Source organism: Sanguibacter sp. Leaf3 (assembly GCF_001425965.1).
In the GTDB taxonomy this organism is placed as follows: domain Bacteria; phylum Actinomycetota; class Actinomycetes; order Actinomycetales; family Cellulomonadaceae; genus Sanguibacter; species Sanguibacter inulinus.
Genome location: NZ_LMRH01000002.1, coordinates 735,040 through 758,889 on the forward strand (window position 1 = coordinate 735,040; position 23,850 = coordinate 758,889).

19 protein-coding genes are annotated in these 23,850 nt (G+C 69.1%); 18 read left to right on the top strand and 1 reads right to left on the bottom strand.

The features are described from left to right. Positions 1-12: 12 nt before the first annotated feature. A complete protein-coding gene (locus tag ASG53_RS10715) occupies positions 13-2,268 on the bottom strand; it encodes an MMPL family transporter (protein WP_327286730.1) in 2,256 nt (751 codons plus the stop codon). Positions 2,269-2,393: 125 nt separating this feature from the next. On the opposite strand from ASG53_RS10715, the gene ASG53_RS10720 reads away from it, so the two are divergent. The 18 genes from ASG53_RS10720 to ASG53_RS10805 all read left to right on the top strand — a co-directional run bounded on the left by ASG53_RS10720 (position 2,394) and on the right by ASG53_RS10805 (position 23,825). Then, positions 2,394-3,794 (top strand): replication-associated recombination protein A, encoded by a 1,401-nt coding sequence (locus tag ASG53_RS10720; RefSeq protein ID WP_056132566.1) that lies wholly within the window; start codon positions 2,394-2,396, stop codon positions 3,792-3,794. A 220-nt stretch (positions 3,795-4,014) separates the two neighbouring features. Continuing rightward, positions 4,015-4,641 carry a 30S ribosomal protein S4 gene (rpsD, locus tag ASG53_RS10725; RefSeq protein WP_056132569.1) on the top strand — a complete coding sequence of 209 codons (627 nt, stop codon included), beginning with the start codon at positions 4,015-4,017 and terminating at the stop codon, positions 4,639-4,641. Positions 4,642-4,932: 291 nt separating this feature from the next. Next, the gene (locus ASG53_RS10730; RefSeq protein WP_056132571.1) at positions 4,933-5,307 is read left to right on the top strand and encodes a DUF948 domain-containing protein; all 375 of its coding nucleotides are present in this window, start codon (positions 4,933-4,935) and stop codon (positions 5,305-5,307) included. Beyond that, positions 5,307-5,666 (top strand): hypothetical protein, encoded by a 360-nt coding sequence (locus ASG53_RS10735; RefSeq protein WP_056132574.1) that lies wholly within the window; start codon positions 5,307-5,309, stop codon positions 5,664-5,666. The genes ASG53_RS10730 and ASG53_RS10735 overlap by 1 nt, the downstream gene beginning before the upstream one ends. Before the next feature lie 237 nt (positions 5,667-5,903). Next, positions 5,904-8,591, top strand: a complete 2,688-nt coding sequence (alaS, locus tag ASG53_RS10740) for an alanine--tRNA ligase (RefSeq protein WP_056132577.1) — start codon at positions 5,904-5,906, stop codon at positions 8,589-8,591. Then, on the top strand, positions 8,588-9,091 hold the full coding sequence (gene ruvX, locus ASG53_RS10745; RefSeq protein WP_056132580.1) for a Holliday junction resolvase RuvX: 504 nt from the start codon (positions 8,588-8,590) through the stop codon (positions 9,089-9,091). Before alaS ends, ruvX begins: the two co-directional genes overlap by 4 nt. Before the next feature lie 342 nt (positions 9,092-9,433). Beyond that, positions 9,434-10,486 carry an endolytic transglycosylase MltG gene (gene mltG, locus ASG53_RS10750; RefSeq protein ID WP_156382752.1) on the top strand — a complete coding sequence of 351 codons (1,053 nt, stop codon included), beginning with the start codon at positions 9,434-9,436 and terminating at the stop codon, positions 10,484-10,486. Positions 10,487-10,644: 158 nt separating this feature from the next. Continuing rightward, entirely contained in the window at positions 10,645-11,814 is a 1,170-nt protein-coding gene (gene mltG, locus ASG53_RS10755) for an endolytic transglycosylase MltG (RefSeq protein WP_056132586.1), read from the top strand. Beyond that, positions 11,793-12,749, top strand: a complete 957-nt coding sequence (locus ASG53_RS10760; protein ID WP_056132589.1) for a shikimate dehydrogenase — start codon at positions 11,793-11,795, stop codon at positions 12,747-12,749. The genes mltG (ASG53_RS10755) and ASG53_RS10760 overlap by 22 nt, the downstream gene beginning before the upstream one ends. A 144-nt stretch (positions 12,750-12,893) precedes the next feature. Further along, positions 12,894-14,567: a GspE/PulE family protein gene (locus tag ASG53_RS10765; protein WP_056132592.1), complete on the top strand. Its 1,674-nt coding sequence runs from the start codon at positions 12,894-12,896 to the stop codon at positions 14,565-14,567. A 766-nt stretch (positions 14,568-15,333) separates the two neighbouring features. Next, on the top strand, positions 15,334-16,482 hold the full coding sequence (locus ASG53_RS10770; protein ID WP_156382753.1) for a type IV pilus twitching motility protein PilT: 1,149 nt from the start codon (positions 15,334-15,336) through the stop codon (positions 16,480-16,482). A gap of 1 nt (position 16,483) precedes the next feature. After that, a complete protein-coding gene (locus ASG53_RS10775) occupies positions 16,484-17,710 on the top strand; it encodes a type II secretion system F family protein (protein ID WP_056132598.1) in 1,227 nt (408 codons plus the stop codon). After that, the gene (locus ASG53_RS10780; protein WP_056132601.1) at positions 17,707-18,144 is read left to right on the top strand and encodes a type II secretion system protein; all 438 of its coding nucleotides are present in this window, start codon (positions 17,707-17,709) and stop codon (positions 18,142-18,144) included. Before ASG53_RS10775 ends, ASG53_RS10780 begins: the two co-directional genes overlap by 4 nt. Positions 18,145-18,297: 153 nt before the next feature. Beyond that, positions 18,298-18,726, top strand: coding sequence for a prepilin-type N-terminal cleavage/methylation domain-containing protein (locus ASG53_RS20610; RefSeq protein ID WP_056132604.1), 429 nt, complete (start codon positions 18,298-18,300; stop codon positions 18,724-18,726). 110 nt (positions 18,727-18,836) lie between these two features. Next, positions 18,837-20,411: a type IV pilus modification PilV family protein gene (locus ASG53_RS10790; RefSeq protein ID WP_200945488.1), complete on the top strand. Its 1,575-nt coding sequence runs from the start codon at positions 18,837-18,839 to the stop codon at positions 20,409-20,411. After that, positions 20,408-21,199: a PulJ/GspJ family protein gene (locus ASG53_RS10795; protein ID WP_162246147.1), complete on the top strand. Its 792-nt coding sequence runs from the start codon at positions 20,408-20,410 to the stop codon at positions 21,197-21,199. Before ASG53_RS10790 ends, ASG53_RS10795 begins: the two co-directional genes overlap by 4 nt. Beyond that, positions 21,199-23,043 (top strand): hypothetical protein, encoded by a 1,845-nt coding sequence (locus tag ASG53_RS10800; protein WP_056132610.1) that lies wholly within the window; start codon positions 21,199-21,201, stop codon positions 23,041-23,043. The genes ASG53_RS10795 and ASG53_RS10800 overlap by 1 nt, the downstream gene beginning before the upstream one ends. Then, positions 23,040-23,825, top strand: coding sequence for a prepilin peptidase (locus tag ASG53_RS10805; RefSeq protein WP_056132613.1), 786 nt, complete (start codon positions 23,040-23,042; stop codon positions 23,823-23,825). Before ASG53_RS10800 ends, ASG53_RS10805 begins: the two co-directional genes overlap by 4 nt. Positions 23,826-23,850: the final 25 nt, after the last annotated feature.

Here is a 23,850-nt window from a genome sequence, read left to right on the forward strand (position 1 = left end):
ACAGGCTCCCGCTCAGTGGATGATCGCCAGCCGCTCGTGCACCCTCCGCAGCGGAGCCGGAGCCCACCAGTTCCACCGGCCCAGGAGGGTCATGGTCGCCGGGACCAGCAGCATCCGGACGAGGGTCGCGTCGATGAAGACGGCGACGGCCAGCGCGAAGCCCACCTGCTTGATGATCAGCAGGTCGCCGAGCACGAACCCTGCGAAGACCACGATGATGATCGCCGCGGCCGAGGTGATGATCCGGCCCGAGCGCTGGAGCCCCAGGCGCACCGAGGTCTCCGGGTCGACTCCCTCGTCGTAGAGCTCTTTGATCCGCGAGAGCAGGAACACCTCGTAGTCCATCGCGAGCCCGAAGGCGAAGGCCACCACGAGCGCGACGACGAAGGTCTCGATCCCGCCCGTCGACGTGAAGCCGAGCAGACCTGACAGGTGCCCCTCCTGGAACACCCAGACGAGGATCCCCATCGACGCGGAGATCGAGATCGCGTTGGTGAGCAGCGCCTTGAGGGGGATCACCACTGACCCGGTCATGAGGAACAGCAGCACGAAGGTGGCCAGGACGACGATCGCCACGGCCCACCAGACCCTGTCGGCGAGGGCTGAGACGAAGTCGGCCTGGCTGGCCGCCTGACCGGTGACCCAGGTGTCGAACCCGGGGTCGAGAGCCCGGATCTCGGCGACCACGTCGAGGGCCTGCTGGCCTCCGGCGTCGCCCGAGTCGAGGGTGATCCCGACCACCGAGTAGCGGCCCTCGGGCGAGGGCGGGGTGACGGTGTCCACACCCTCGATCTCGGTGACGGCGACGCCCCAGTCGGCGAGCGGCCCGGTGATCGCGCCGTCGGCGTCGACCTCCTCGGAGACGTCGACGTCTGCGACGACCACGATCTCGGGGGAGGACGTCGACGGGAACTGCTCGGCGAGCCGCGTGACGAACTGCCGCTGGTCGGAGGACGTCGGCAGCATCTCGATCCCCGAGTTGCGCATCTGCAGCCCGAGGACCGGGGAGGCGAGGCCGAGCAGCACGACGACACAGCCGACGGCCACCCACCCCGGGCGTCGCTGGACCCGCGCCGCGAGCCTAGAGAACACGCCCTCGTCGCTGTCGACGGCGGCGGTGTGGCGCAGCACGCGCTCCGCCCCGGGGATCTTGGTGAGCAGACCGGGCCGCACGAGCCGCCGGCCTGCCAGGCGCAGCAGCGCCGGCACGAGGGTGAGGGCCGTCGCGACAGCCACGAGGATGATCGAGAGCCCGCCAGCACCGATGGCCCGCAGGATGTCGGGGCGGAAGACCATGAGCCCGGCGATCGAGATGGCGACGGTCAGTGCCGAGAAGGCGACGGTGCGCCCGGCTGTGGCCATCGTCCGGATCAGCGCGTCGGCGACCCGGGTGTCCTTGCGGCTGCGCCGTCGTGGCGCGTCCGCAGGCTCGGACCCCTCGAGACCGTCGAGGCGGGTGAGCTCTTCACGGAAGCGCGAGACGATGAGCAGGCCGTAGTCGATCGACAGCCCGAGCCCGAGGACCGTGACGACGTTCACGATCGAGGCGTCGACCTCCATGAGGTAGGAGAGCCCGAGCAGGACACCGAGCCCCGTGCCGATCGAGGCGAGCGCCCCCGCCATGGGCATCGCCGCGGCGAGGAAGCCGCCGAAGACGAGGACCATGATGAGCAGCGCCACCGGCAGCGCGACGGTCTCGCCCGTCGCGAGGTCTTGCTCGACCTGGTGCGTGATGGCATCGATGACCAGCGATGTCGAGCCGACGAGGCCTGTCGTGGCGGGCTCCAGCTCCTGGAGCGCCGAGGTGGTCGCGTCGAGGGCGGTGACCACGGCGGCGACGGCCGACGACGCGTCGTCCTCGCTCAGCGCCGGGTCGAGGGAGACGATGACGACGAAGCCGTCGCCGTCGTCCGCCGTCAGCAGCTTCCCTGCTTCGCTCGTCGGGCCGTCGGGGAGCGAGACCGGGTCGAGGACGGTCTCGACCCCGTCGATCGCGATGACGGCTGCGAGGGCGGGCTGGAGGACTTCGGACACGCCCTCGGTCGTGGGCGGCAGACCATCGACGATGAGCGTCACGTCTTCGCCGTCGTCGCCGATCGCCGCGAGGATCTCCTGACCCTCCGAGCTCTCCGACCCGGCGACCGTCGGGTCACCCGTCGTGAGCCTCGAGAACAGGCTCTCGCCGTGCACCCCGAAGAGCGCGAGCGCGATGCCCAGGACCGTCAGCACGGCCCAGACGGAGATGGTGGTGCGGGGGTGGTCGCTCACGCGACGTCCTAGGTTCTCGAACACGCTGGCCAGCATCCCATCCCGGAGGGGTCGAGGGCTACGCGAGAGGTCTGCGGCGTGCGGGGTCGACCGCCGGCGTCGGTGGGAGCGCCTAGGCTGGAGCCATGGACCTGTTCGACTCGACGACGCAGGACGTGAGCGGTGTCCCGAGGGTCGGTTCCGGGTCTCCGCTCGCCGTCCGCATGCGCCCGGCCTCCCTCGCCGAGGTCGCCGGGCAGAAGCACCTGCTCGTCCAGGGCTCGCCGCTGCGCAGGCTCGTCGAGCCCGCCGACGACTCTTCCCGACGTGCCGCACCGGGCTCGGTGATCCTCTGGGGTCCGCCCGGCACCGGCAAGACGACGCTCGCGTACCTCATCGCGACCAGCTCTGGGCGGCGCTTCGTCGAGCTCTCGGCTGTGACCGCGGGTGTCAAGGACGTCCGCTCGGTGATCGAGGACGCCCGGCGGCGGCTCGCGACCGGGGGGTCGGAGACCGTCCTGTTCATCGACGAGGTGCACAGGTTCTCCAAGTCGCAGCAGGACGCGCTGCTGCCGAGCGTCGAGAACCGCTGGGTCACGCTCGTGGCGGCCACGACCGAGAACCCGAGCTTCTCGGTCAACTCCCCGCTGCTCTCCCGCTCCCTGCTGCTGACCCTCCAGCCGTTGACGACCGACGACGTGCGGGTGCTCGTGCGTCGCGCTGTGGCCGACGAGCGCGGGCTCGGCGGGACCGTCACCCTCGACGACGACGCCGAGGACCACCTGCTGCGGCTCGCCGGAGGAGACGCCCGCAAGGCGCTGACGATCCTCGAGGCGGCCGCCGGGGCGGCGCTCTCCGACCATGACAGGACTGGTGACCCCGTCGCCGGTGCCGACGACCCGCCTGTGGTCGTCGACCTCGCGACGATGGAACGCGCGATCGACGTGGCCGCTGTCCGCTACGACCGGGACGGCGACCAGCACTACGACGTCATCAGCGCCTTCATCAAGTCCATGCGTGGTTCCGACGTCGACGCCTCGCTGCACTACCTCGCCCGGATGATCGCTGCGGGGGAGGATCCCCGGTTCATCGCGCGGCGCATCGTCATCGCCGCGGCCGAAGAGGTCGGCATGGCGGACCCGAGCGCGCTGCAGACCGCGACGGCCGCGGCGAACGCTGTCGCGCTCATCGGCATGCCCGAGGCGCGGATCATCCTTGCCGAGGCTGTCGTGCACATCGCGTCGGCCCCGAAGTCCAACGCCGCCTACATGGCGATCGACGCGGCCCTCGCCGACGTCAGGGCCGGCAAGGTCGGTACGGTCCCGCCGCACCTGCGGGACGCCCACTACTCGGGGGCCAAGGCTCTCGGGCACGGGCAGAGCTACAGGTACGCCCACGACGCCCCGCACGCCGTCGCGACGCAGCAGTACCTCCCGGACGACCTCGTCGGCACGACGTACTACAGGCCGAGCGACCGTGGCTTCGAGCGGTCGGTGTCCGAGCGCATGGAGCGGGTCAAGAAGATCTTGCGCGGCGAACCAGGCTGAGCGGGTCGTCTCGTCCCTCCGACCTCTCCGACCACTCCGGCCGGAGCTGCCCGTCCCCGGTGCTAGACTTCTCAGGTTGCCCTCTGGGGCGACCGCCTGGGACCTCGGCCCGGTGAGACCCGCTCGAGCACGATCGTGGGTCTCCGTCGGCTGGTCCCGCACGCTGCTGCACCGCAGCGGCGTGTGATCGACATCCACGACAGGAACGGAAGAACTCTCTATGTCTTCAGTGACCCGTTCGCGCCGCCAGGTCCGCCTGAGCCGCGCGCTGGGCATCGCGCTCACCCCGAAGGCCGTCAAGCACTTCGAGAAGCGTCCCTACCCGCCCGGCGAGCACGGCCGTGCCCGCCGCCGCACCGAGTCGGACTACGCGGTCCGTCTTCGTGAGAAGCAGCGTCTGCGCGCCCAGTACGGCCTCCGCGAGAAGCAGATGGCCCGTGCGTTCGAGGACGCTCGCAAGGCTCCGGGTCTGACCGGTGAGGCTCTCGTCGAGATCCTCGAGACCCGCCTCGACGCCCTCGTGCTCCGTGCCGGCTTCGCCCGCACGACGCTCCAGGCCCGCCAGGCCGTGGTCCACCGCCACATCCTCGTCGACGGCAAGATCGTCGACCGCCCCTCGTTCAAGGTGAAGCCGGGCCAGACGGTCCAGGTCAAGCCGAAGAGCCAGGCCATGACGCCGTTCCAGGTCGCCGCTGCTGGCGCCCACCGCGACGTCCTCCCGGCCGTCCCGCCGTACCTCACGGTCTCCCTCGAGAAGCTCTCCTTCGTGCTCTCGCGTGCGCCGAAGCGTGTCGAGGTCCCCGTGACCTGCGAGGTCCAGCTGGTCGTCGAGCACTACTCGCGCTGACCCGCACCTGCTCCATCCACGACGCCCCGTCCGCAGACTCTGCGGGCGGGGCGTCGTGCATCCCGGCGCAGGTGGGGGAGCTGCGCCTGCTCGGGTGCCCGCACCGGGTCTTCCCGGGTGCCGCCGGGGGAGCGTGGCGCCGGGCAGCCTGCCTCGCGCACAGGTGCTCGCATGGATCGGGCCGCCGTGGGCGGGTAAGGTCGCACCAGCCAACAGGCGGGTGGGGGCAGGGCCCCTGGTCGTCTTCGTCCCGGGTCCGGAGCGGCCCGGAGAACAGTGCAGGAGTACTCAGTGATCGGTGACATCGCAGGACTCATCGCGGCCGTCGCGTTCGTCGCTCTCGTCGGGCTGCTCGCCGTCCCGCTCGTCAAGCTCGGCAAGGTCTTCGACACCACGACCGAGAGCATCAAGGACCTGACCGCGCACTCGGTCCCGATCCTCGACGAGTCTGCGCAGACCGTCGCGAGCGCCAACTCCCAGCTGGTCAAGGTCGACACCATCACCACGTCGGCGGCTGAGGTCAGCCAGAACGTCTCAGCGCTCACGGGCCTGTACGCGGCAGCCTTCGGCGCTCCTGTCGTCAAGGTCGCCGCCTTCTCCTACGGGGTGCGCAAGGCCTTCGGCCAGGCCGCGTCGAAGGTCCGCGGCACCGGGAAGGACAGCTGATGTCGCGGCTGTTCTGGCTCGGGACCGGGGTCGCGCTCACCGTGGTCGTGGTCGTCAAGGGCCGCCAGGTGGTCCGCCGCTACGCACCGGCGACCCTGGTCGACCAGGCGACCGCGACAGCCCAGGCGACGGGCGTCAGGCTGTCCGAGGCCGCCTCGGCGTTCCTCGACGACTTCCGCGCTGCGCGTGACGAGCGTGCCGAGCAGCTGAGCGACTCGCTGCTGGCCCGCACGCAGGGCTCGGTCGACGACCTCCGCGCCCGTCGCGACGCCTCACGTCCTGCTCCCGGGCACCGCGCCCCGGGCCGGCACCGCGACCTGGACGACCCCGAGGACGACGAGCTCGGCTACTCGTTCTGAGACTCTGAGGAGCCACGCGGAGCTCTTCGCACAGCTGCCGTCCTCGACGGCACCGAGGACACCGTTGTCGTGCGGTCCGCTGCACGACCTTCCGGCGCCCTGTGGTGCCCCACCCTGTTCTGCCCTCCAGCGCCCTGCCTCGTCAGAGCACGCACGGAGACTAAGATTGATCGACGCCCGTCTGCGGCACGACCTCGTCGTGCCGTCCGCCGCCCCATCGCCCAGCCAGAGGACTTCATGCGCACCGCCGAGATTCGCCAGCGTTGGCTCACCTACTTCGCCGACCGCGGGCACACCGTGGTCCCGTCGGCGTCCCTGATCTCGCCGGACCCGTCGACGCTCTTCACGATCGCCGGCATGGTGCCGTTCATCCCGTACATGACCGGGCAGCAGACGGCTCCGTGGAAGCGGGCGACGAGCGTGCAGAAGTGCGTGCGCACCCTCGACATCGAAGAGGTCGGCAAGACGACCCGGCACGGCACGTTCTTCCAGATGAACGGCAACTTCTCCTTCGGGGACTACTTCAAGGAAGAGGCCATCGCCTACGCCTGGGACTTCATCACGGGATCCGTGGATGACGGAAAGCTCGGCTTCGACCCCGAGCTCGTGTGGGTGACGGTCTTCCACGAGGACGACGAGGCCCGCGAGATCTGGAAGCGCGTGGCCGGGCTGCCGGACGAGCGCATCCAGTCCCGCGGCATGCGTGACAACTTCTGGTCCACGGGTGCCCGTGGACCGGCCGGGCCCTGCTCGGAGATCTACATCGACCGCGGACCCGAGTACGGCGCCGAGGGTGGCCCCGTCGTCGACGAAGACCGCTACATCGAGATCTGGAACCTCGTCTTCATGCAGTTCGAGCGTGCCGACGGCGGCACCAAGGACGACTTCCCGATCATCGGCCCGCTCGCCTCGCGCAACATCGACACCGGCATGGGCCTCGAGCGCGTCGCGTTCCTGCTCCAGGGCGTCGACAACATGTACGAGATCGACGAGGTCTTCCCGGTCATCCAGGTGGCCCAGGAGCTCTCGGGCAAGGCCTACGGCGCTGTCGAGGACGACGACGTGCGCATGCGTGTCGTCGCCGACCACATCCGTTCTGCCGTGATGCTCATCGGCGACGGCATCCGCCCCTCGAACGAGGGCCGCGGCTACGTGCTGCGCCGCCTGATCCGTCGCTCGGTGCGCGCCATGCGCCTGCTCGGCGTGGACGAGCCCGCTCTGCCCGCCCTCGTGCCGGCCAGCATCGAGGTCATGAAGGCCTCGTACCCCGAGCTCGGTGAGAACTTCGACCGCATCACCTCGATCGCCTACGCCGAGGAAGAGGCCTTCCGCCGCACCCTCACGGCGGGTACGACCATCCTCGAGAACGCTGTCGGCTCGGCGCTCTCCTCGGCCGGTGCGGGCAAGGCGGTCCTCGGTGGTGCCGAGGCCTTCCAGCTCCACGACACCTACGGCTTCCCGATCGACCTGACCCTCGAGATGGCCTCGGAGCACGGGGTCGCCGTCGACGAGACCGCGTTCAGGTCGCTCATGCAGGCGCAGCGTTCGCGTGCCCGTGCCGACGCTCTGGCCAAGCGGACGGGCGGCGCCGACAAGGCGGCCTACGAGACCCTCCAGAGCGGTCTGGGTGCTCCTGTCGAGTTCCTCGGCTACACCGACACCACGGCTCGTGCCTCGGTCGTCGGTCTGATCGTGGACGGCGTCCCAGGACCTGTCGCGACGGCCCCGGCCTCGGTCGAGGTCATCCTCAACCGCACGCCCTTCTACGCGGAGGCCGGTGGTCAGCTCGCCGACCAGGGCACCATCGTGCTCGACGGTGGTGCGACCATCGAGGTCGACGACGTCCAGGCGCCCATCAAGGGCCTGTCGGTGCACCGCGGCCGCGTGGTCGACGGCACGGTGACGATGGGGGAGTCGGGCACCGCGACGATCGACACAGCCCGTCGCAAGGCGATCAGCCGTGCGCACTCGGCGACGCACATGATCCACAAGGCGCTCCAGGAGTCGCTCGGCAAGGACGCGACCCAGGCCGGGTCGGAGAACGCCCCGAGCCGTATCCGCTTCGACTTCAGGTCGAGCCAGGCCGTGCCTCAGGGCGCGCTGGCCGAGATCGAGGAGCGGGTCAACACCCAGCTCGCCGAAGACCTCGAGGTGACCGAGCAGATCATGAACATCGACGAGGCCCGTGCGCTCGGGGCGATGGCCCTCTTCGGCGAGAAGTACGGCGACAGGGTCCGCGTGGTCTCGATCGGCGGCGACTGGTCGCGCGAGCTCTGCGCGGGCACCCACGTGAAGCGTTCCGGGCAGCTCGGTCTGGTGACCCTGCTCGGCGAGGCGTCGATCGGCTCGGGCGTCCGGCGTGTCGACGCCCTCGTCGGTGACGGCGCCTACGGCTTCCAGGCCAAGGAGCACGCTCTCGTCGGGCAGCTCACGGGCATGCTCAACGTCCGCACGGAGGAGCTCCCGGACCGTGTCGGCGGTCTCATCACGCGCCTCAAGGAGGCTGAGAAGGAGCTTGCCGCGGTCCGTCAGGGGCAGCTGCTCGCTGCTGCGGGTCAGCTCGCTGCCTCGGCCGAGGTGGTCGGCGACGCCCGCGTCGTGACCCACGACGCCGGTGAGGTGGCCTCGGCCGACGACCTGCGCGCCCTCGCCCTCGACGTCCGCGGTCGCCTCGGCGAGTCTGCGCCGACTGTCGTCGCGGTCGCCGGTGTGAGCAAGGAGCGTCCGCTGGTCGTCGTCGTGACGAACGCCACCGCACGCGAGCGTGGCCTCAAGGCTGGTGCCTTCGTCAAGGCCGCCTCGGGTGTCCTCGGTGGTGGCGGCGGCGGCAAGGACGACATGGCACAGGGTGGTGGCCAGGACGTCACCGCCGTGCCCGCTGCGCTGGCCGGTCTGCGCGACGGCGTCGCGGCGCAGCTGGCGTGAGCGAGGAGCAGGCGCTCGAGCGCGGCGCACGCCTGTGCGTCGACGTGGGGAGCGTGCGCGTCGGGGTCGCCGTGAGCGACCCCGACGGGCTCATCGCGACCCCCGTCGAGACGCTCCCGCGCGACCTCGTCACGGCGACCAAGAACCCTGCTGCTGTGCCGACAGATCTTGCGGTCCTCGCGGAGCAGGTGGTCGAGCGTGGTGTGAAGGTTGTGTACGTCGGGCTCCCACGGCACCTTTCGGGCGCCGAGGGTGCAGCGTCGGCCTCGGCACGTGCGTACGCTGTCCAGGTCGCTCGTCTCGTCGCACCGGTCCCGGTGCGACTGGTCGACGAGCGGATGAGCACGGTGACGGCGCACCAGGCGCTGCACGCCTCTGGTCGGGCCGGCCGCAAGCACCGGGCCGTGGTCGACCAGGTGGCTGCCGTGGTGATCTTGCAGTCCGCGCTCGACTTCGAGCGCGGGTCGCAGCGTCGTCCGGGGGAGCTCGTCGAGGTCTGAGCCCGGCTGGGCGGTGACCGCCGAGAGACGGCGGCCCAGTGCCGTGGCCGTCAGGTCGAGGCAGACGGGCGGACCGAGCAGGAGCCACGACGCGGGCGACCGTGGTGACCTCCGAGCGGCGGAGACCAGGCACGGCCAGGACGACGGCAGCACGACGCAGTGACGGCACAGCACCCGTGAGGACTGTCCGACGACGAGCACGACACGAGAGAAGAGAGAGCGACCAGCGTGGACGAGCGGGGCACGGAGGGACCAGGCACGGCGACCGGCGACGGTGCGGTGCCCTCTCGACGCGACGCCCAACGAGCCGAGCGTGCCGCTGCCGCCCGGCACCGTCAGCGGGTGCTCCTCTCTGTCCTGGTCGGCATCCTCGTGGTCGGCGCGGTCTTCTACGTCATGTGGACCCGTGGGGCCGACATGTTCTCTGCCGACGAGCAGCCGACGCTGGTCGCGACGACGCAGGCGCCTGTCGAGGACTTCCCGGGGCCTGGTGGGGAACCTGTCCAGGTGACCGTCGCCGCAGACGTCACGCCCGAGGTGCTCGGTGCCTCGCTGGTGGATGCCGGCGTCGTCAGCTCGGTCGAGGTCTTCGTCGCCGCCTACGGCCAGAACCCCGACGCGACGACCATCGCCCCGGGGACCTACAACGTCTTCCGGCAGATGCGGGCCGCCGACGCGATCACGGCGCTCCTGGACCCGGAGAACCTCGCCGACCTCACCGTCGAGGTGACGGCGGGGCTGACCGTGCCCGAGATCAAGACCGAGCTCGCCCGCATCACCGGTGTCTCCGTGGCGCAGCTCGACGAGGCCTTCGCCGACGTCGCCGGCACGGGTCTGCCCGCCGAGGCCGGAGGGGTCTACGAGGGCTGGATCGCCCCGGGGACCTACCACTTCACCCTCGGCACGACGCCCGTCGAGATGATCCGGGCGATGATCGCCTCGACGGTCTCGACCCTGGACGCCGCGGGTGTCGCCCCTGAGGACCGCCTCGCGGTCTTGACCCTCGGTTCCCTGGTCGAGGAGGAGCAGGTGCTCCCCGAGGACCAGGCGGCCGTCGCCGGGGTGTTCTCCAACCGTGTCGAGAGCGAGACCGTGCTGCAGCGGGACTCGACGGTCCGCTACGCGCTCGGCCTCGCCGACGACGCCCCGGTGACCCAGGAAGACCGCGAGACCGACCTCCCGTACAACACGTACCTGCACGTCGGTCTGCCGCCCTCGCCGATCTCGACCGTGAGCCCTGAGGCCCTCCAGGCGGCCGTCGCGCCGGCCGAGACCACGGCCCGGTACTTCGTCGTGGTCGACCCCGTCGCGAAGGTCGTGCAGTTCTCCGACACGTACACCGAGTACCAGGACAGCCTCAAGGCGCTGCAGGCGTGGCGGGACGCGAACGCCTGAGTCCTGACTCGCCGGAGCCCGCAGGACGTATCCTGAGGGTGCGGGCGCGGCCCGCCGACGGGTTGACGTCAGATGTCAATCTGTGGCGTGGTGCAGTAGGTTGTCAGATTGTCTGTGGGGGCGCAGGACATTCGTCATGACAGTGGAGGCTCCATCCGGTGAACGATCTCTTCGAAGGACCCGCCGTCTCTGAGCAGCCGGAGGACGAGCGACAGCTCTCCAGGGCTCAGAAGCGGGCGCTGCGCGAAGCACGTCGCCGTGCCGCGAAGCGCCGTCGGCGCGCCCTGGTCGCCGTGGTCCTCTCCCTCGCTGTGCTCGGTGGTATCGGCTACGTCGTCTGGGACCGCGGAGGAGACTTCTTCTCGGGGCTCAACCCGCTGAGCCGTGACGAGGCAGCCCAGGACTTCCCCGGGCCTGGCACAGGCTCTGTCCAGGTGACCGTGGCGCAGGGCGCGACGGGGACCGCGATCGGTCAGGCTCTGCTCGACGCCAACGTCGTGGCCTCGGTGCCGGCCTTCGTCTCCGCGTACACCGCCAACCCTGCTGCGGGGTCGATCCAGCCGGGGACCTACACGCTGCGCGAGGAGATGCCCGCTGCGCGTGCGGTCGAGTTCTTGCTCGACACCGGGAACCGCTCGGACTTCCTCGTCGACCAGCGCCCCGGGTACAGCGTCGCCACGACGGTCACCAAGCTCTCTGAGGTCACCGGGATCCCCGAGGCCGACTTCGAGACGGCGATGGCTGACGTCGCTGCGACCGGTCTGCCGGCCGAGGCCGGCGGCAGCTACGAGGGCTGGCTCGCGCCCAAGCAGTACCAGTTCGGCGAAGACACGGCGCCGACGGAGATGATCGCCGAGATGGTCGCCGGGACCGTGGCGACCCTCGACGAGCTCGGAGTCCCTGCGGCAGACCGCCAGCAGGTGCTCACCGAGGCCTCGATCGTCCAGCAGGAGTCGGGCAACATCAGCGCAGAAGACCAGGCGCTCGTCGCCGGGGTCATCAACAACCGCATCGCCGACGGCATGCGCCTGCAGATGGACTCGACGATCCACTACCTCGTGGGTACCTCGGCGGACGCGACGACTACGGCAGAACAGCGCGCGATCGACTCTCCGTACAACACGTACCTCAACACCGGCCTGCCGCCGACGGCGATCGCCGCGCCGAGCCGCACGTCGATCGAGGCCGTGCTGAACGCACCGGAGACGGACTACCTCTATTTCGTCACGGTGAACCCCGACACGGGCGAGACGAAGTTCGCTGAGACGAACGACGAGCACAACGTGAACCGCAGGGAGTACCAGGCATGGCTGGACGCCCGCCAGTAAGATCTCGCGCCGCTGTCCTCGGTCACCCGATCGGGCACTCGCTCTCGCCTGTCCTCCACCGGGCGGCGTACGAGTCGTTGGGGCTCGACGACTGGAGCTATGAGGCCGTCGACGTCACCGAGGACACGCTGGAGTCCTTCCTCGCAGGTCTCGACGACTCGTGGAAGGGGCTCAGCCTGACGATGCCCCTCAAGCAGACCGTCATGGGGATGCTCGACCACGTCGATCCTCTCGCCGTCGTCACGGGTGCCGTGAACACCGTCGTCTTCCAGGGGGCTGGCGCTGCACGGACTCTGGTGGGGGCGAACACTGACGTCTACGGGCTCGTCGTCGCCCTGCGTGAGGGCGGTGCGCTGAGGGGCCCGCGCGGAGGCGACGACGGGCACCCGGTCGCCGGGTCCGGTCCAGTGGCCTCGACCAGCGCAGCTGCGAGCACAGGCAGCACGCAGGACCCCGGTCCGCGGAGTGCTGTCATCCTCGGTGCCGGTGCCACGGCGGCCTCGACCCTCGCAGCCCTCGCCGAGCTCGGCATCCCGACAGCAGACGTGTACGTCCGCTCGCTCGGTCGCACCGGCGACCTGCAGCGCGCAGCGCACCGCATGGGCCTCGTGCCACGCTTCCACCCGATCGCCGAGGCCGCGGCTGCGGCCGTGCGAGCCGACGTCGTCGTCTCGACGCTCCCCGCGCACGGTGCAGACGCCGTCGCTGAGGAGATCCTCGCGCTGGGGAAGCCTGTCCACGGCATCCTGCTGGACGTCGCGTACGACCCGCGCGTCACCGCGCTCTCAGCCGCCTGGCGCGACGCCGGCGGTACGGCCGTCCCCGGGCAGCGCATGCTGCTGCACCAGGCGGCCGAGCAGGTCCGGCTCATGACCGGGCACGTCGCACCGGTCCAGGCGATGGACGACGCGCTCGAGGCTGCCCTCGCGCACTGAGGGACGGCTGACGGCCCTCGCCCGAGTCTCACCGCCAGGGTGACGTGCGCTACTCCTGCTCAAGGTCGGTCCTCGTCGTGCCGAGACACCTTTCACGTCAAGACTGCCGCGGGACCTCCTGCGGCAGCGAGGTGAGGAGTGGTCATGAAGCAGCTCGGAGAGATCCTGCTCGAGGAAGGACTCGTCAGCGAGGCCCAGCTGATGGCAGCCCTCGACGAGCAGGTGGTCCGCGGCACCAGCCTCGGGCGTGTCCTCGTCGAGCTGGGTGTGCTGTCCGAGGGGCAGCTCGTCTCGGCGCTGGCCGCGCAGGTCGGCATGCAGTTCGTCGACCTCGACACCTTCCCCGTCGACCGCGCGGCCGTCGGCCGGCTCACCGGAGCGGTCTGCCGCCGGTACACGGTGCTGCCGATCGCCTTCGAGGGCGACGCGATCGTGCTCGCCATGGCCGACCCGGGCAACGTGCTCGCGGTCGACGACGTCCGCTCCTCGACCGGCATGCAGGTGCTGCCCGTCGTCGCCACGCACGAAGACCTCTCGCGCGCGATCGACAGGTTCGTCCGTGCGGACGACGAGATGGACAACCTCACGAGCGCCTTCTCCGAGGAGATGCGCGCCGAGGACGTCGATCTCACGAAGATCGGCGACTCCGTCGACGACGACGCGCCGATCGTGCGGTACGTGAACCTCATCGTCACGCAGGCCATCACCGACCGCGCCTCCGACATCCACATCGAGCCGAGCGAGCACGACCTCCGGGTCCGGTACAGGATCGACGGTGTGCTCCACGAGATGCAGCGCTCACCGAAGAACATCACCGGGGGAGTGGTCTCCCGGGTGAAGATCCTCTCCGACATCGACATCGCGGAACGCCGCAAGCCCCAGGACGGTCGCATGTCCGTCACGCACAACGGGCGCAAGATCGACCTCCGCGTCGCGACGCTGCCGACGGTATGGGGCGAGAAGATCGTCATGCGTATCCTCGACAACTCGACCGCCAGCCTGGACCTGCGCGACCTGTCCTTCGGCGACGAGAACTACGAGGTCTACTCCGAGGCGTACAACAAGCCCTACGGCATGATCCTCGTGACCGGGCCGACAGGGTCGGGCAAGTCCACGACGCTCTACGCGACGCTCAACGCCGTGTCCAAGCCAGAGATCAACGTCATCACCGTCGAAGACCCCGTCGAGTACCGCCTGCCCGGCATCAACCAGGTGCAGGTCAACCCCAAGGCCGGTCTGACCTTCGCCGGGGCGCTGCGGTCCATCTTGCGCTCCGACCCCGACGTCGTGCTGCTCGGTGAGATCCGCGACCACGAGACCGCGCAGATCGCCATCGAGGCCGCGCTCACCGGGCACCTCGTGCTCTCGACCCTGCACACCAACGACGCACCGTCGGCGATCACGCGCCTCGTCGAGATGGGGATCGAGCCGTTCCTCGTCGGGTCGGCGATCGACTGCATCGTCGCGCAGCGTCTCGCGCGGCGGCTGTGCGGGAAGTGCAAGGAGCCGTACGAGCCGAGCGAGGTCGAGCTCGTTGCTGCGCGGTTCCCTTGGGCTGAAGGGGAGACGAAGCCTGTGCTGCACAGGCCGGGTGGCTGCACCACGTGCTCAGGGACCGGGTACCGCGGGCGGCTCGCGCTGCACGAGGTCATGCGGGTCACCGAGGACATCGAGCGGCACGCTGTCGCCGGGTCCTCGTCGGCTGACATCGCCAAGACGGCGCTCGCACAGGGGATGCGCAGCCTGCGCGACGACGGCTGGATGAAGGTCGTGGCGGGGCAGACGTCGATCGAAGAGATCCTCCGCGTCGTGGCTTAAGTCGGGGGCGCAGAGCGCCGATGAGGTGGCGTCGCGCATTCGGTGCGGTGCCCCGGTGAGAGGTAGATCTGTGAGTGACGTCGACGTTCCGTTCCAGGAGGCTCCCCGTGCTGCAGGGTCCGAGGTTGCGCCGCTGAGGATGCGGACGGCGCCGCAGGACGGAGCCGCACCGACGCGACGCTCGCTCTACGGCCACACCCCAGAGCAGGACGGCGGTGTCGCTCCTGTCGGTGCCCCGTCCGGCGGACAGCGACCTGCTGCAGACATGCAGGGGTTCGGCTCTGCGGTGCCAGCGGTCACTGCCGAGGGCTTCGGCATCGCAGCTCCCGCTCCCACAGCAGCCCCGGCCTACCTGGCCCAGCCTCCTGCCGCTCCGGTGCGTGTGGTGTCCGGTGTGGCTCCCGGGGCCGGGACCGCCCCAGCTGGACATGTCCAGGCTGCCGCCCCACAAGCACAAGGACTCGCCGCTCAGACGTCAGGCCCTCGGTGGGGTGGCCCCCGGAACGAGCCTGCTCCGGCACCGACGGTCCGGGTCCTCGACGTAGCCCCTGAGCAGACGAACCAGTGGGCCGCTCCGACGGGTCAGCCGCACTCGGCGCCGCTCTCACCGCCGGTCTCGGCGAGCCACGTCGGAGGCGGCTCCCCGACCGGATCGGCGCCGACCTCACAGCCGGTCCAGACTGCGGCAACCGCTCAGCGCCCTGCGGGGCCCCCAGCGCGGACTGCTCCTGCCGCACAGCCCGCCGCAGGCAGCGCCCGGATGGGGATGTCACGCCAGGCCGAGGCCGGTGACCTCGACCTCGACGGCCTGCTCCGGGCGATGGTCGAGGCGAACGCCTCGGACCTGCACCTCACGGTCGGCGCGCCTCCGGTGATCCGTCGCACGGGCTCGCTGGTCCCGCTCGAGGGAGAGGCCGAGATCGGTCAGGACAACCTGCAGCGCACGCTCTACAACATCCTCACCCAGCGCCAGCGTGAAGCCTTCGAGTCGAAGCTCGAGCTCGACTTCTCGTACTCGGTCCGCGGGCTGGCCCGGTTCCGCGTGAACTTCTACAAGCAGCGCGAGTCCGTCGGTGCGGCCTTCCGTGTCATCCCGTACGAGATCAAGCCGCTCGAAGAGCTCGGGGTCCCGGGGGTCGTCGCGAACTTCGCAGGCCTGCCCCGCGGGCTCGTCCTCGTCACAGGTCCCACAGGCTCGGGCAAGTCGACGACGCTCGCGTCGATCGTCGACCTCGCGAACCGGACCCGTGCCGACCACATCATGACGGTCGAAGACCCGATCGAGTTCCTCCACCGTCACAAGAAGTCGATCGTCAACCAGCGCGAGGTCGGGACCGACACGCACAGCTTCGCGAGCGCGCTCAAGCACGTGCTGCGACAGGACCCCGACATCATCCTCGTCGGTGAGATGCGTGACCTCGAGACGATCTCGGTGGCCCTCACGGCGGCGGAGACGGGTCACCTCGTCTTCGCGACGCTCCACACGCAGGATGCCGCCCAGACGGTCGACCGCATCATCGACGTTTTCCCGCCCGAGCAGCAGCAGCAGGTGCGCACCCAGCTCGCCGGTGCCCTGCAGGGTGTCGTGTCCCAGACCCTCTGCAAGCGCACGGGACGGCCGGGCCGGATCGTCGCGACCGAGGTGATGATCGGCACGCCGGCGATCCGCAACCTCATCCGCGAGGGCAAGACCCACCAGATCTACTCGGCCATGCAGGCCGGCCAGCAGCTGGGCATGCACACGATGGACCAGCACCTTGCCGACCTCGTGCGGACCAACCAGATCACGTACGACACCGGCCTCGAGAAGTGCCACCACATGGAGGACTTCAACAAGCTCACCGGGCGCCAGGCCCGCATGAACCAGGGTGGCGCTGCGCTCCAGCAGGCCGCCACGAACATCGGGGGCTTCTGAGATGGCTGGCCAGCGCACCTACGAGTACACGCTGCGCGACCCCAAGGGGAAGCTCATCAAGGGGCGGATCGAGGCGAGCACCGAGATCGCCGTCGCGAACCGCCTCAAGACGATGGGCGTGGCCCCGCTGTCGATCTCCGAGGTCCAGAACACGGGTCTGCAGCGCGAGATCACCTTCGGCCGCAAGGGCGGCACCGTCAAGATGAAGGACCTCGCGATCATGGCGCGCCAGCTGGCGACCATGATCAACTCGGGGCTCAGCCTGCTGCGTGCGCTCTCGATCCTCACCGAGCAGACCGAGAACCCGACCCTCAGCAAGGTGCTCGGCACGGTCCGCGGTGACATCGAGGCCGGCTCGTCGCTGTCCGACGCCCTCGCACGCCACGTCGAGGTCTTCCCGCCGATCATGCTCAACATGATCCGCGCCGGAGAGGTCGGCGGGTTCTTGGACCAGGTGCTCGTCTCGGTCGCCGAGAACTTCGAGTCCGAGGTCAAGCTTCGCGCCAAGATCAAGTCTGCGATGACGTACCCGGTCGTCGTGCTCTGCATCGCGCTCCTCGCAGTGACCGGCATGCTGCTGTTCATCGTGCCCGTCTTCGAGAACATGTTCACCAACCTCGGTGGAGATCTCCCGGCGCCCACCAAGATCCTCGTGTTCCTGTCCAAGGTCCTCAAGATTGCCGCGATCCCGCTCGCGCTCTTGATCGTCGCGGGCTCGTTCTGGTGGAACAAGCACAAGAACGACGACAAGGTGCGGTACGCGCTCGACCCGATCAAGCTGAAGATCCCGGTCTTCGGGGGGCTGTTCCGCAAGGTGGCCATCGCGCGCTTCACGCGCAACTTCGGCACCATGCTGCACGCAGGTGTCCCGATCCTCCAGGCGCTCGACATCGTCGGTGAGACGAGCGGCAACGTCGTCATCGCGGACGCCATCAAGGACGTCCAGCTCTCCGTCCGCAGCGGTAAGTCGCTTAGCGGACCGCTCGCGCAGCACGACGTGTTCCCCGCGATGGTCGTGCAGATGATGGCAGTCGGTGAAGACACCGGCGCGCTCGACGAGATGCTCGAGAAGATCGCCGAGTTCTACGACCAGGAGGTCGAGTCGACAACCGAGCAGCTCACCAGCCTCATCGAGCCCATCATGATCGTCTTCCTCGGAGCGATCGTCGGATCGATGATCATCGCGCTGTACATGCCGATCTTCAAGATCTTCGAGCTCGTCGGATGAAGGGTCTCCGCACCTCGCAGACGAGCCGTGCTCTGCGGGTGCGACCTGACAGTGGATTCACCCTCGTCGAGCTGCTCGTGGTGATCATCGTCCTCGGCCTGCTCGCGGCCATCGCGATCCCGGTCTTCCTGTCGCAGCGGGAGAAGGCACAAGACGCCGCAGCGACTGCCGACGTCGCGCTGCTCGGCAAAGAGCTCGTCACCTGGTTCGTCGACCACGAAGAAGCGCCCGCACTGACCCAGGACTCGTCGCGCGGATATCTGTTCGGGACGCAGAAGATCGCCGCAGGCTCGGAGCACGTCGTGCTGCATGCGAGCACGACCATCACCTCGCGCAACGACTGGTGCGTCGCTGTTGTCAACGATCTCGGGGGAGCCAGCGCCGACGGCCTGCGTTATTCCGCGGAAGAGGGCTTCTCCGAGGGGCTCTGCTGAGCCTCCGCGCTGGTCAGCGGGTGAAGAATGGCGAAGACGCAGATTCTGTGCTCAAGGCGTAGAGCCCCGGTGCCGATACCAGCAGTGAACCCGGACGGGAACGATCGCGACCGGGACTTACCCCTTACCTCGTCACAGAAACCGGAGCGCATCATGCTCGCTCGCATCAATGCGGCAAAGAACAGCGACAAGGGCTTCACGCTCATCGAGCTGCTCGTCGTCATCATCATCATCGGCATCCTCTCCGCCGTCGCGATCCCCCTCTTCCTCAACCAGCAGAAGAAGGCCCAGGACGCTGCGGCCAAGGCTGACGTGTCGACGATCGGCAAGGAGGTCGCCACCTACTTCGTCGACAGCACCACGGCGCCCACTGTCGCGCAGTCGGCGGACAAGAAGACGTACACCATCGGTTCGGACAAGATCGGCAATGCGAGCGCGAACGTTGTCTTCACTGGGCTGGTCCCCGCGACGGGAGCGACGTCCGAGAACTGGTGCGTGGCGGTCACAAACGCGAAGGGCGACAAGGCGAAGGTCGGCTTCAAGTACTCGGCTGCGGGTGGCCTGCAGGAAGGCACCTGCTGATCTTCTCCTCGGAGACGATCGACGGTTGACCGTGTGGGGCGTGGGCCAAGAGCCCCCGCCCCACACGCGCTGAGAAGACTCGACGACATCGGCTGACGTGAGAGGCCCCCATGAAGTTCCCCAGCTCGGACGTGCACGGTCCGCGCGACCGCGGCACCAGCCTCATCGAGGTCGTCGTGGCGGTCGTGCTCTTCGGCATCCTCACGTCCACGGTCCTGGCGATCGTGCTGCAGACGCAGGCGTCGACGGTGAACAACCGCGCCCGCGTCGCTGCCTCGAACCTGGCGGCCCGCGAGGTCGACTACGTCCGCGAGCAGTTCATGAAGTCGGAGCAGGGTCCGCTGGACCTCATGACTGCGGGCACCGTGATCAATCCCCATTCTTTCGGTGCTGCTGGCTCAGCCCTCGTCGTCGACGGCAAGCCGTACACCGTGAAGCGCTCGGTCGCCTGGAACGTCACAGGTTCCGCGGCCTCGGCCTGCGAGGGCGGGTCCCTCGTGAAGTACCCCACCATGAATGTTCGTGTCGAGGTCACGTGGCCGTCGATGGGGCAGACGAAGCCTGTCGTCAACACGACGAACCTGGCTCCACCCAAGGGCGTCGGTCTGTCCACCACCACGTCGTACGTCGCCGTGAAGGTCACGAACGCGGCCGGCCGCCCGAACCCGGGTCGTACGGTCACCGTCTTCTCGACCGGGGAGTCCCGGTCGGGGACCACTGACGATGCGGGCTGCGCCGTCGTCGAGGTGCGCCCGAAGACCGGCACCACGGGGACGTCGTACTCCGTGCGCCTCTCCGACCCAGGGCACGTCGACATGGCCGGCAACGCCGCCCCGACCCGTCTCGTCGGCAACGTCACCCAGGGGCAGCTCAACTCCTCCATCGACATGGCCTACGACCGTGCCGCCTCGCTCCAGCTGACCGTGGTCGGTGGCGACGTGGTCGATGCCGACGTCGCCGGCAGCTCGCTCAGCGTCTACCAGTCTGTGTTCCAGGGGTCGAGCGGGCTCACCTCGCACGTCGTCACCGGGGTCCGGACGACGATCGGCGGCCTCTGGCCGACGACCTACGGCGCGTTCTACGGGACGACGGCCCCGAGCTCCTACCCGTCCGTGGTGCTCACACCAGGCGGGACGGGCCGTCTCGACGTCCCGATCATCCTCGCCCAGGGGTCAATCACCGGTGCTCCTGCCAGCACGACGATCCTCGCGATGCGACCTGGTGTCACCGACTGCGCTGCGCCAGGTGCCATCGCGGTCGACCCGGCCGGGTTCGAGCTCGTTCCTGGGTCGTGGAGCTTCGCCGCTCAGAGTGACCTCGTCGGCTGCTCGCCCGGACCAGCGGCCGTCAACCTCAGTGCAGGCGGCGCGACCGAGGTCGTCTGGAAGCCGAGCACGCTGACGATCACCAAGGCACCGGCGGACCAGGGCCCCCTCTGGGCGGTCCCCGCTCACGCGGCCGACGACGCGTGCCTGCCAGCCGACCCGGAGGGTGCGGCAGTCATCATCGGTGCCGGCCCGGCTGCGACCGTGACGTTGCCTGCGGGGGACTGGTACGTCTTCGCTGCACAGGACGCGGGTGGCAGACCCGCGACCGACCAGCCGTGCTCGAGCACAGGCCTCGTCGCCGTCCCGTACGGCGCCGACACGACCTTCACCTGGACCGGACCTGGAGCGCAGCCGTGACCACAGATCTCGAGACCCGTCCTGCCGGGCGCGGTCTAGTGCAGGCGACGCGGCAGCCGACGCTGCTGGGGCGGGTCCGTTCACGTTCCGCCGACGACAGAGGGGTCACCCTCGTCGAGCTCATGGTGACCATGATCGTCACCGCGCTGGTCGCCGCGATGACCGCAGCCCTGGTCATCGGTGTCCAGCGGACCAATCAGGAGAACATCTCCCGCCAGGACCAGGTGGACGCGGCCCGGGTGGCGGTCGCCAGCATGACCAAGACGCTGCGGGCCGCGGTGACACCGAGCCAGCTGGCGGCGACCTGTGCCGGCTGCACCAGCCCGGGGTTCGTCCAAGGGTCCACCGCGAAGGTGCAGTTCTACTCGAACCTCGACAACCCCAAGAACTCCGTCGGGCCGAGCCGGGTCACCTACGAGGTGATGACAGGGGCTCGTGCGGGTGAGCTCGTCGAGACCGTCCAACGACCCAGCTCACCGAACCCCGGGGCCTCCGGGTACGCGTACTGCACGGGGGGAGCGGGATGCGCAGCGACCATCAAGACCCGCGTCCTCGCTCGGGGGGTCCAGACCAGCAAGCCGGTCTTCACGTATTTCGACGCCGACGGGGCCAAGATGACGCTGCCCTCGAACGGCACCCTGGCTGCCGACCAGCTCGGCAAGGTGCTCTCCGTCGAGCTCACCGTGGCCGTCCAGGGCAAGGGCTCCTACAGGGCAGAGCCGACCACCTACATCCAGCGGGTGCTGCTGCCGAACGCGCAGTCGCTCATCAAGACGGGAACTGAGTGATGAAGAGGACACCCCGCGCCGCGGACGACTCCGGCATGGCGATGGTCCTCGTCATGGGCTCCATGGTCACTCTCATGGTGCTCGTGCTCGCCGGGCTCGCGTACGTCATGCAGAGCGAGCGCTTCGCCCGCCACGACCAGGACTACTCGAGCGCGATGTCGGCAGCCCAGGCTGGCATCGACGACTACATCAGCCAGCTCAACCGGAACGACTCGTACTACGCGCGGGTGGACTGCGCGAACGTCGCGTTGAAGGGTCCGATGACCACGGTGAACTCCTGCGGCTGGTCGGCCTCGACCCCGGCCGGGTGGCAGGCCGTCAGCCCAGGGACCCAGGCGGCGGACGCACCGCACTTCCACTACTCCGTCGATTCCTCCAAGGCCCTCACCGACGGGACCGTCATGGTCACCTCGACCGGCCGGTCGAAGGGCGTCTACCGCACGATCGAGGCTGCTGTCGGCAAGGGAGGCTCGACGGACTTCGTGTACTACACGGACTTCGAGTCAGCCGACCCGGCCAACAAGATCAGCTACCCCAACGGGGCGCCGAACGACAGCTGCGGGAAGCGTGGCAACAGTCTGGCGAAGTACTTCTGGCAGACGCGGTCGGGGTGCTCCGAGATCACCTTCATCGCGAACGACACGCTTGACGGACGTGTGTTCTCCAACGACGCGATCCTCTCGAGCAACGCGCAGTTCCAGATGGGCATCGAGTCGGCCAACTCGAGCTGCGTCAACGTGACCGCGACGACCTCGACGTGGAACAGGTGCTTGCGCAGCGGATCGACGGGTCGTTTTGGTAAGCAGCCCGTGTACTCGAGCGCCCTCTACCTGCAGGACACGTCCGCAGAGTTTGCGACCTACCCTGGATGCCACTACTACGGTGCGACGAGGATCATCTTCAACGCTGGCGGGACCATGACGGTCTGGAGCAAGGACTCGAACTTCTCCGGCGCCAAGATCGCGATCCCGACGCCCGACGGCAAGGTGCCGAGCTGCGGTACCGGTTCGGCTCTGGCTTCGGCGAACGGCGCGACCGTACCGGTCCCGCACGAGCAGGTCGTCTACGTCGCATCCTCGCCGTCGGCTGACCGCCGCCAGCTCTACGGCGGTGAGATCGGCGGTCCTGCGGGCAGCAAGCTGCCGTTGGGCACCTATGCCCAGAACCTCACTCCGCGCAGCGGCGCGTCGTACACGTACGACCTCAACATGACCGACGCCACAAGGTTGAACGGCGAGGGGAACCTCTACGTCGAGGGCGTCCTCAAGGGCCGACTGACCGTCGCTGCGGAGCAGTCGGTCATCGCGACGGGCGACGTGGTGCTCGCCGGAGGCCGGTTCGGTGAAGACATGCTCGGCCTGGTCGCCACCAACTCCGTCGAGGTCATGCACCCGCGGATGGTGACGGTCAGCGCGACCGGCCGCAACAACTCGTGGAGCTGGGCAACCCCTGCCAACGAGGACGAGGCGGGGACCGGTAGCTACGTCAACGACGGGACCTGGCCGAAGCGCTACACCGACCCGACGACCAACCAGATCGTCCCGACGAGCGGAATCCAGATCGCCGGTTCGATCCAGACGCTCCAGCACTCCTTCTTCGTCCAGAGGTACAACATCGGCCCCAAGAAGGGCACCTTGCAGGTCACCGGATCGATTGCGCAGCGTTGGCGAGGGGCTGTGGGGTCTGGGACCGGGCCGGGCATGACCGGCTACGAGAAGCTCTACACGTATGATCTGCGGCTCAAGTTCTCTGCGCCGCCGTACTTCCCGCACTGGGCCAACTCTGAGTGGTCGTCGCGGTACAGCGGAGAGCTGCAGACCGACGGGAGGCTGAAGACAGGGTGACCACGGACCTCTTCGTCGCGCTCCTCGCCGGCGTGCTCGGCCTTGCCGTGGGGTCATTCCTCAACGTGGTCGTCTGGCGCGTCCCGCGGGGCGAGTCTGTCGTCTCGCCGCCGAGCGCCTGCCCGGCCTGCAGCACGCAGATCCGCTCCCGGGACAACGTTCCCGTGCTCTCCTGGGTCCTGCTCGGACGGCGGTGCCGCGACTGCCGCGAGCCCATCTCGGCCCGGTACCCCCTCGTCGAGGCAGGGACTGCGGTGGCCTTCGCCGTCGTCGCCTTCACCGTCGGTCCTGCGTGGACCCTGCCTGCGTACCTCTACGGCGTCGCGATCGCGATCGCACTCACTCTCATCGACATCGAGACGCAGCGCCTGCCCAACGTGATCGTCGTCGGCTCGTACCCCGTGGTCGCCGCCCTCCTCGCGCTGGCCGCGTGGGGGAACGGCGACTGGTCGTCTCTGCTGCGCGCAGCCGTCGGTGCCGCCGTGCTCTTCGCCTTCTACCTGCTGCTGGTGATCGTCTACCCGCCCGGGATGGGCCTCGGGGACGTCAAGCTCGCGGCGATCCTCGGCGCCTATCTGGCGTCGGTCGGCTGGGGCACCCTGGTCGTCGGCGGGTTCGCGGGATTCTTGCTCGGCGGGGTGTTCTCGATCGCGCTGCTCGGTGCTCGGTCCGCGGGCCGCAAGACGGCGATCCCCTTCGGACCGTGGATGCTCTTGGGTGCCGTGGTCGGCATGGTCGTCGGTGAGCGGGTCTGGGACGCGTACCTCTCGACCTTCACCTGACGGGTGAAGAGTGGAGCGGGCCTCA

Excerpts from the sequence above, each read along its gene's own strand:
- ASG53_RS10770 (WP_156382753.1), top strand. The coding sequence starts at position 15,334 with ATGTCACGCCAGGCCGAGGCCGGTGACCTCGACCTCGACGGCCTGCTC.
- ASG53_RS10720 (WP_056132566.1), top strand. The coding sequence starts at position 2,394 with ATGGACCTGTTCGACTCGACGACGCAGGACGTGAGCGGTGTCCCGAGG.
- ASG53_RS20610 (WP_056132604.1), top strand. The coding sequence starts at position 18,298 with ATGCTCGCTCGCATCAATGCGGCAAAGAACAGCGACAAGGGCTTCACG.
- alaS (WP_056132577.1), top strand. The coding sequence starts at position 5,904 with ATGCGCACCGCCGAGATTCGCCAGCGTTGGCTCACCTACTTCGCCGAC.
- ASG53_RS10780 (WP_056132601.1), top strand. The coding sequence starts at position 17,707 with ATGAAGGGTCTCCGCACCTCGCAGACGAGCCGTGCTCTGCGGGTGCGA.
- ASG53_RS10775 (WP_056132598.1), top strand. The coding sequence starts at position 16,484 with ATGGCTGGCCAGCGCACCTACGAGTACACGCTGCGCGACCCCAAGGGG.
- ASG53_RS10800 (WP_056132610.1), top strand. The coding sequence starts at position 21,199 with ATGAAGAGGACACCCCGCGCCGCGGACGACTCCGGCATGGCGATGGTC.
- ASG53_RS10765 (WP_056132592.1), top strand. The coding sequence starts at position 12,894 with ATGAAGCAGCTCGGAGAGATCCTGCTCGAGGAAGGACTCGTCAGCGAG.
- ASG53_RS10760 (WP_056132589.1), top strand. The coding sequence starts at position 11,793 with ATGGCTGGACGCCCGCCAGTAAGATCTCGCGCCGCTGTCCTCGGTCAC.
- ASG53_RS10790 (WP_200945488.1), top strand. The coding sequence starts at position 18,837 with ATGAAGTTCCCCAGCTCGGACGTGCACGGTCCGCGCGACCGCGGCACC.
- ASG53_RS10735 (WP_056132574.1), top strand. The coding sequence starts at position 5,307 with ATGTCGCGGCTGTTCTGGCTCGGGACCGGGGTCGCGCTCACCGTGGTC.
- rpsD (WP_056132569.1), top strand. The coding sequence starts at position 4,015 with ATGTCTTCAGTGACCCGTTCGCGCCGCCAGGTCCGCCTGAGCCGCGCG.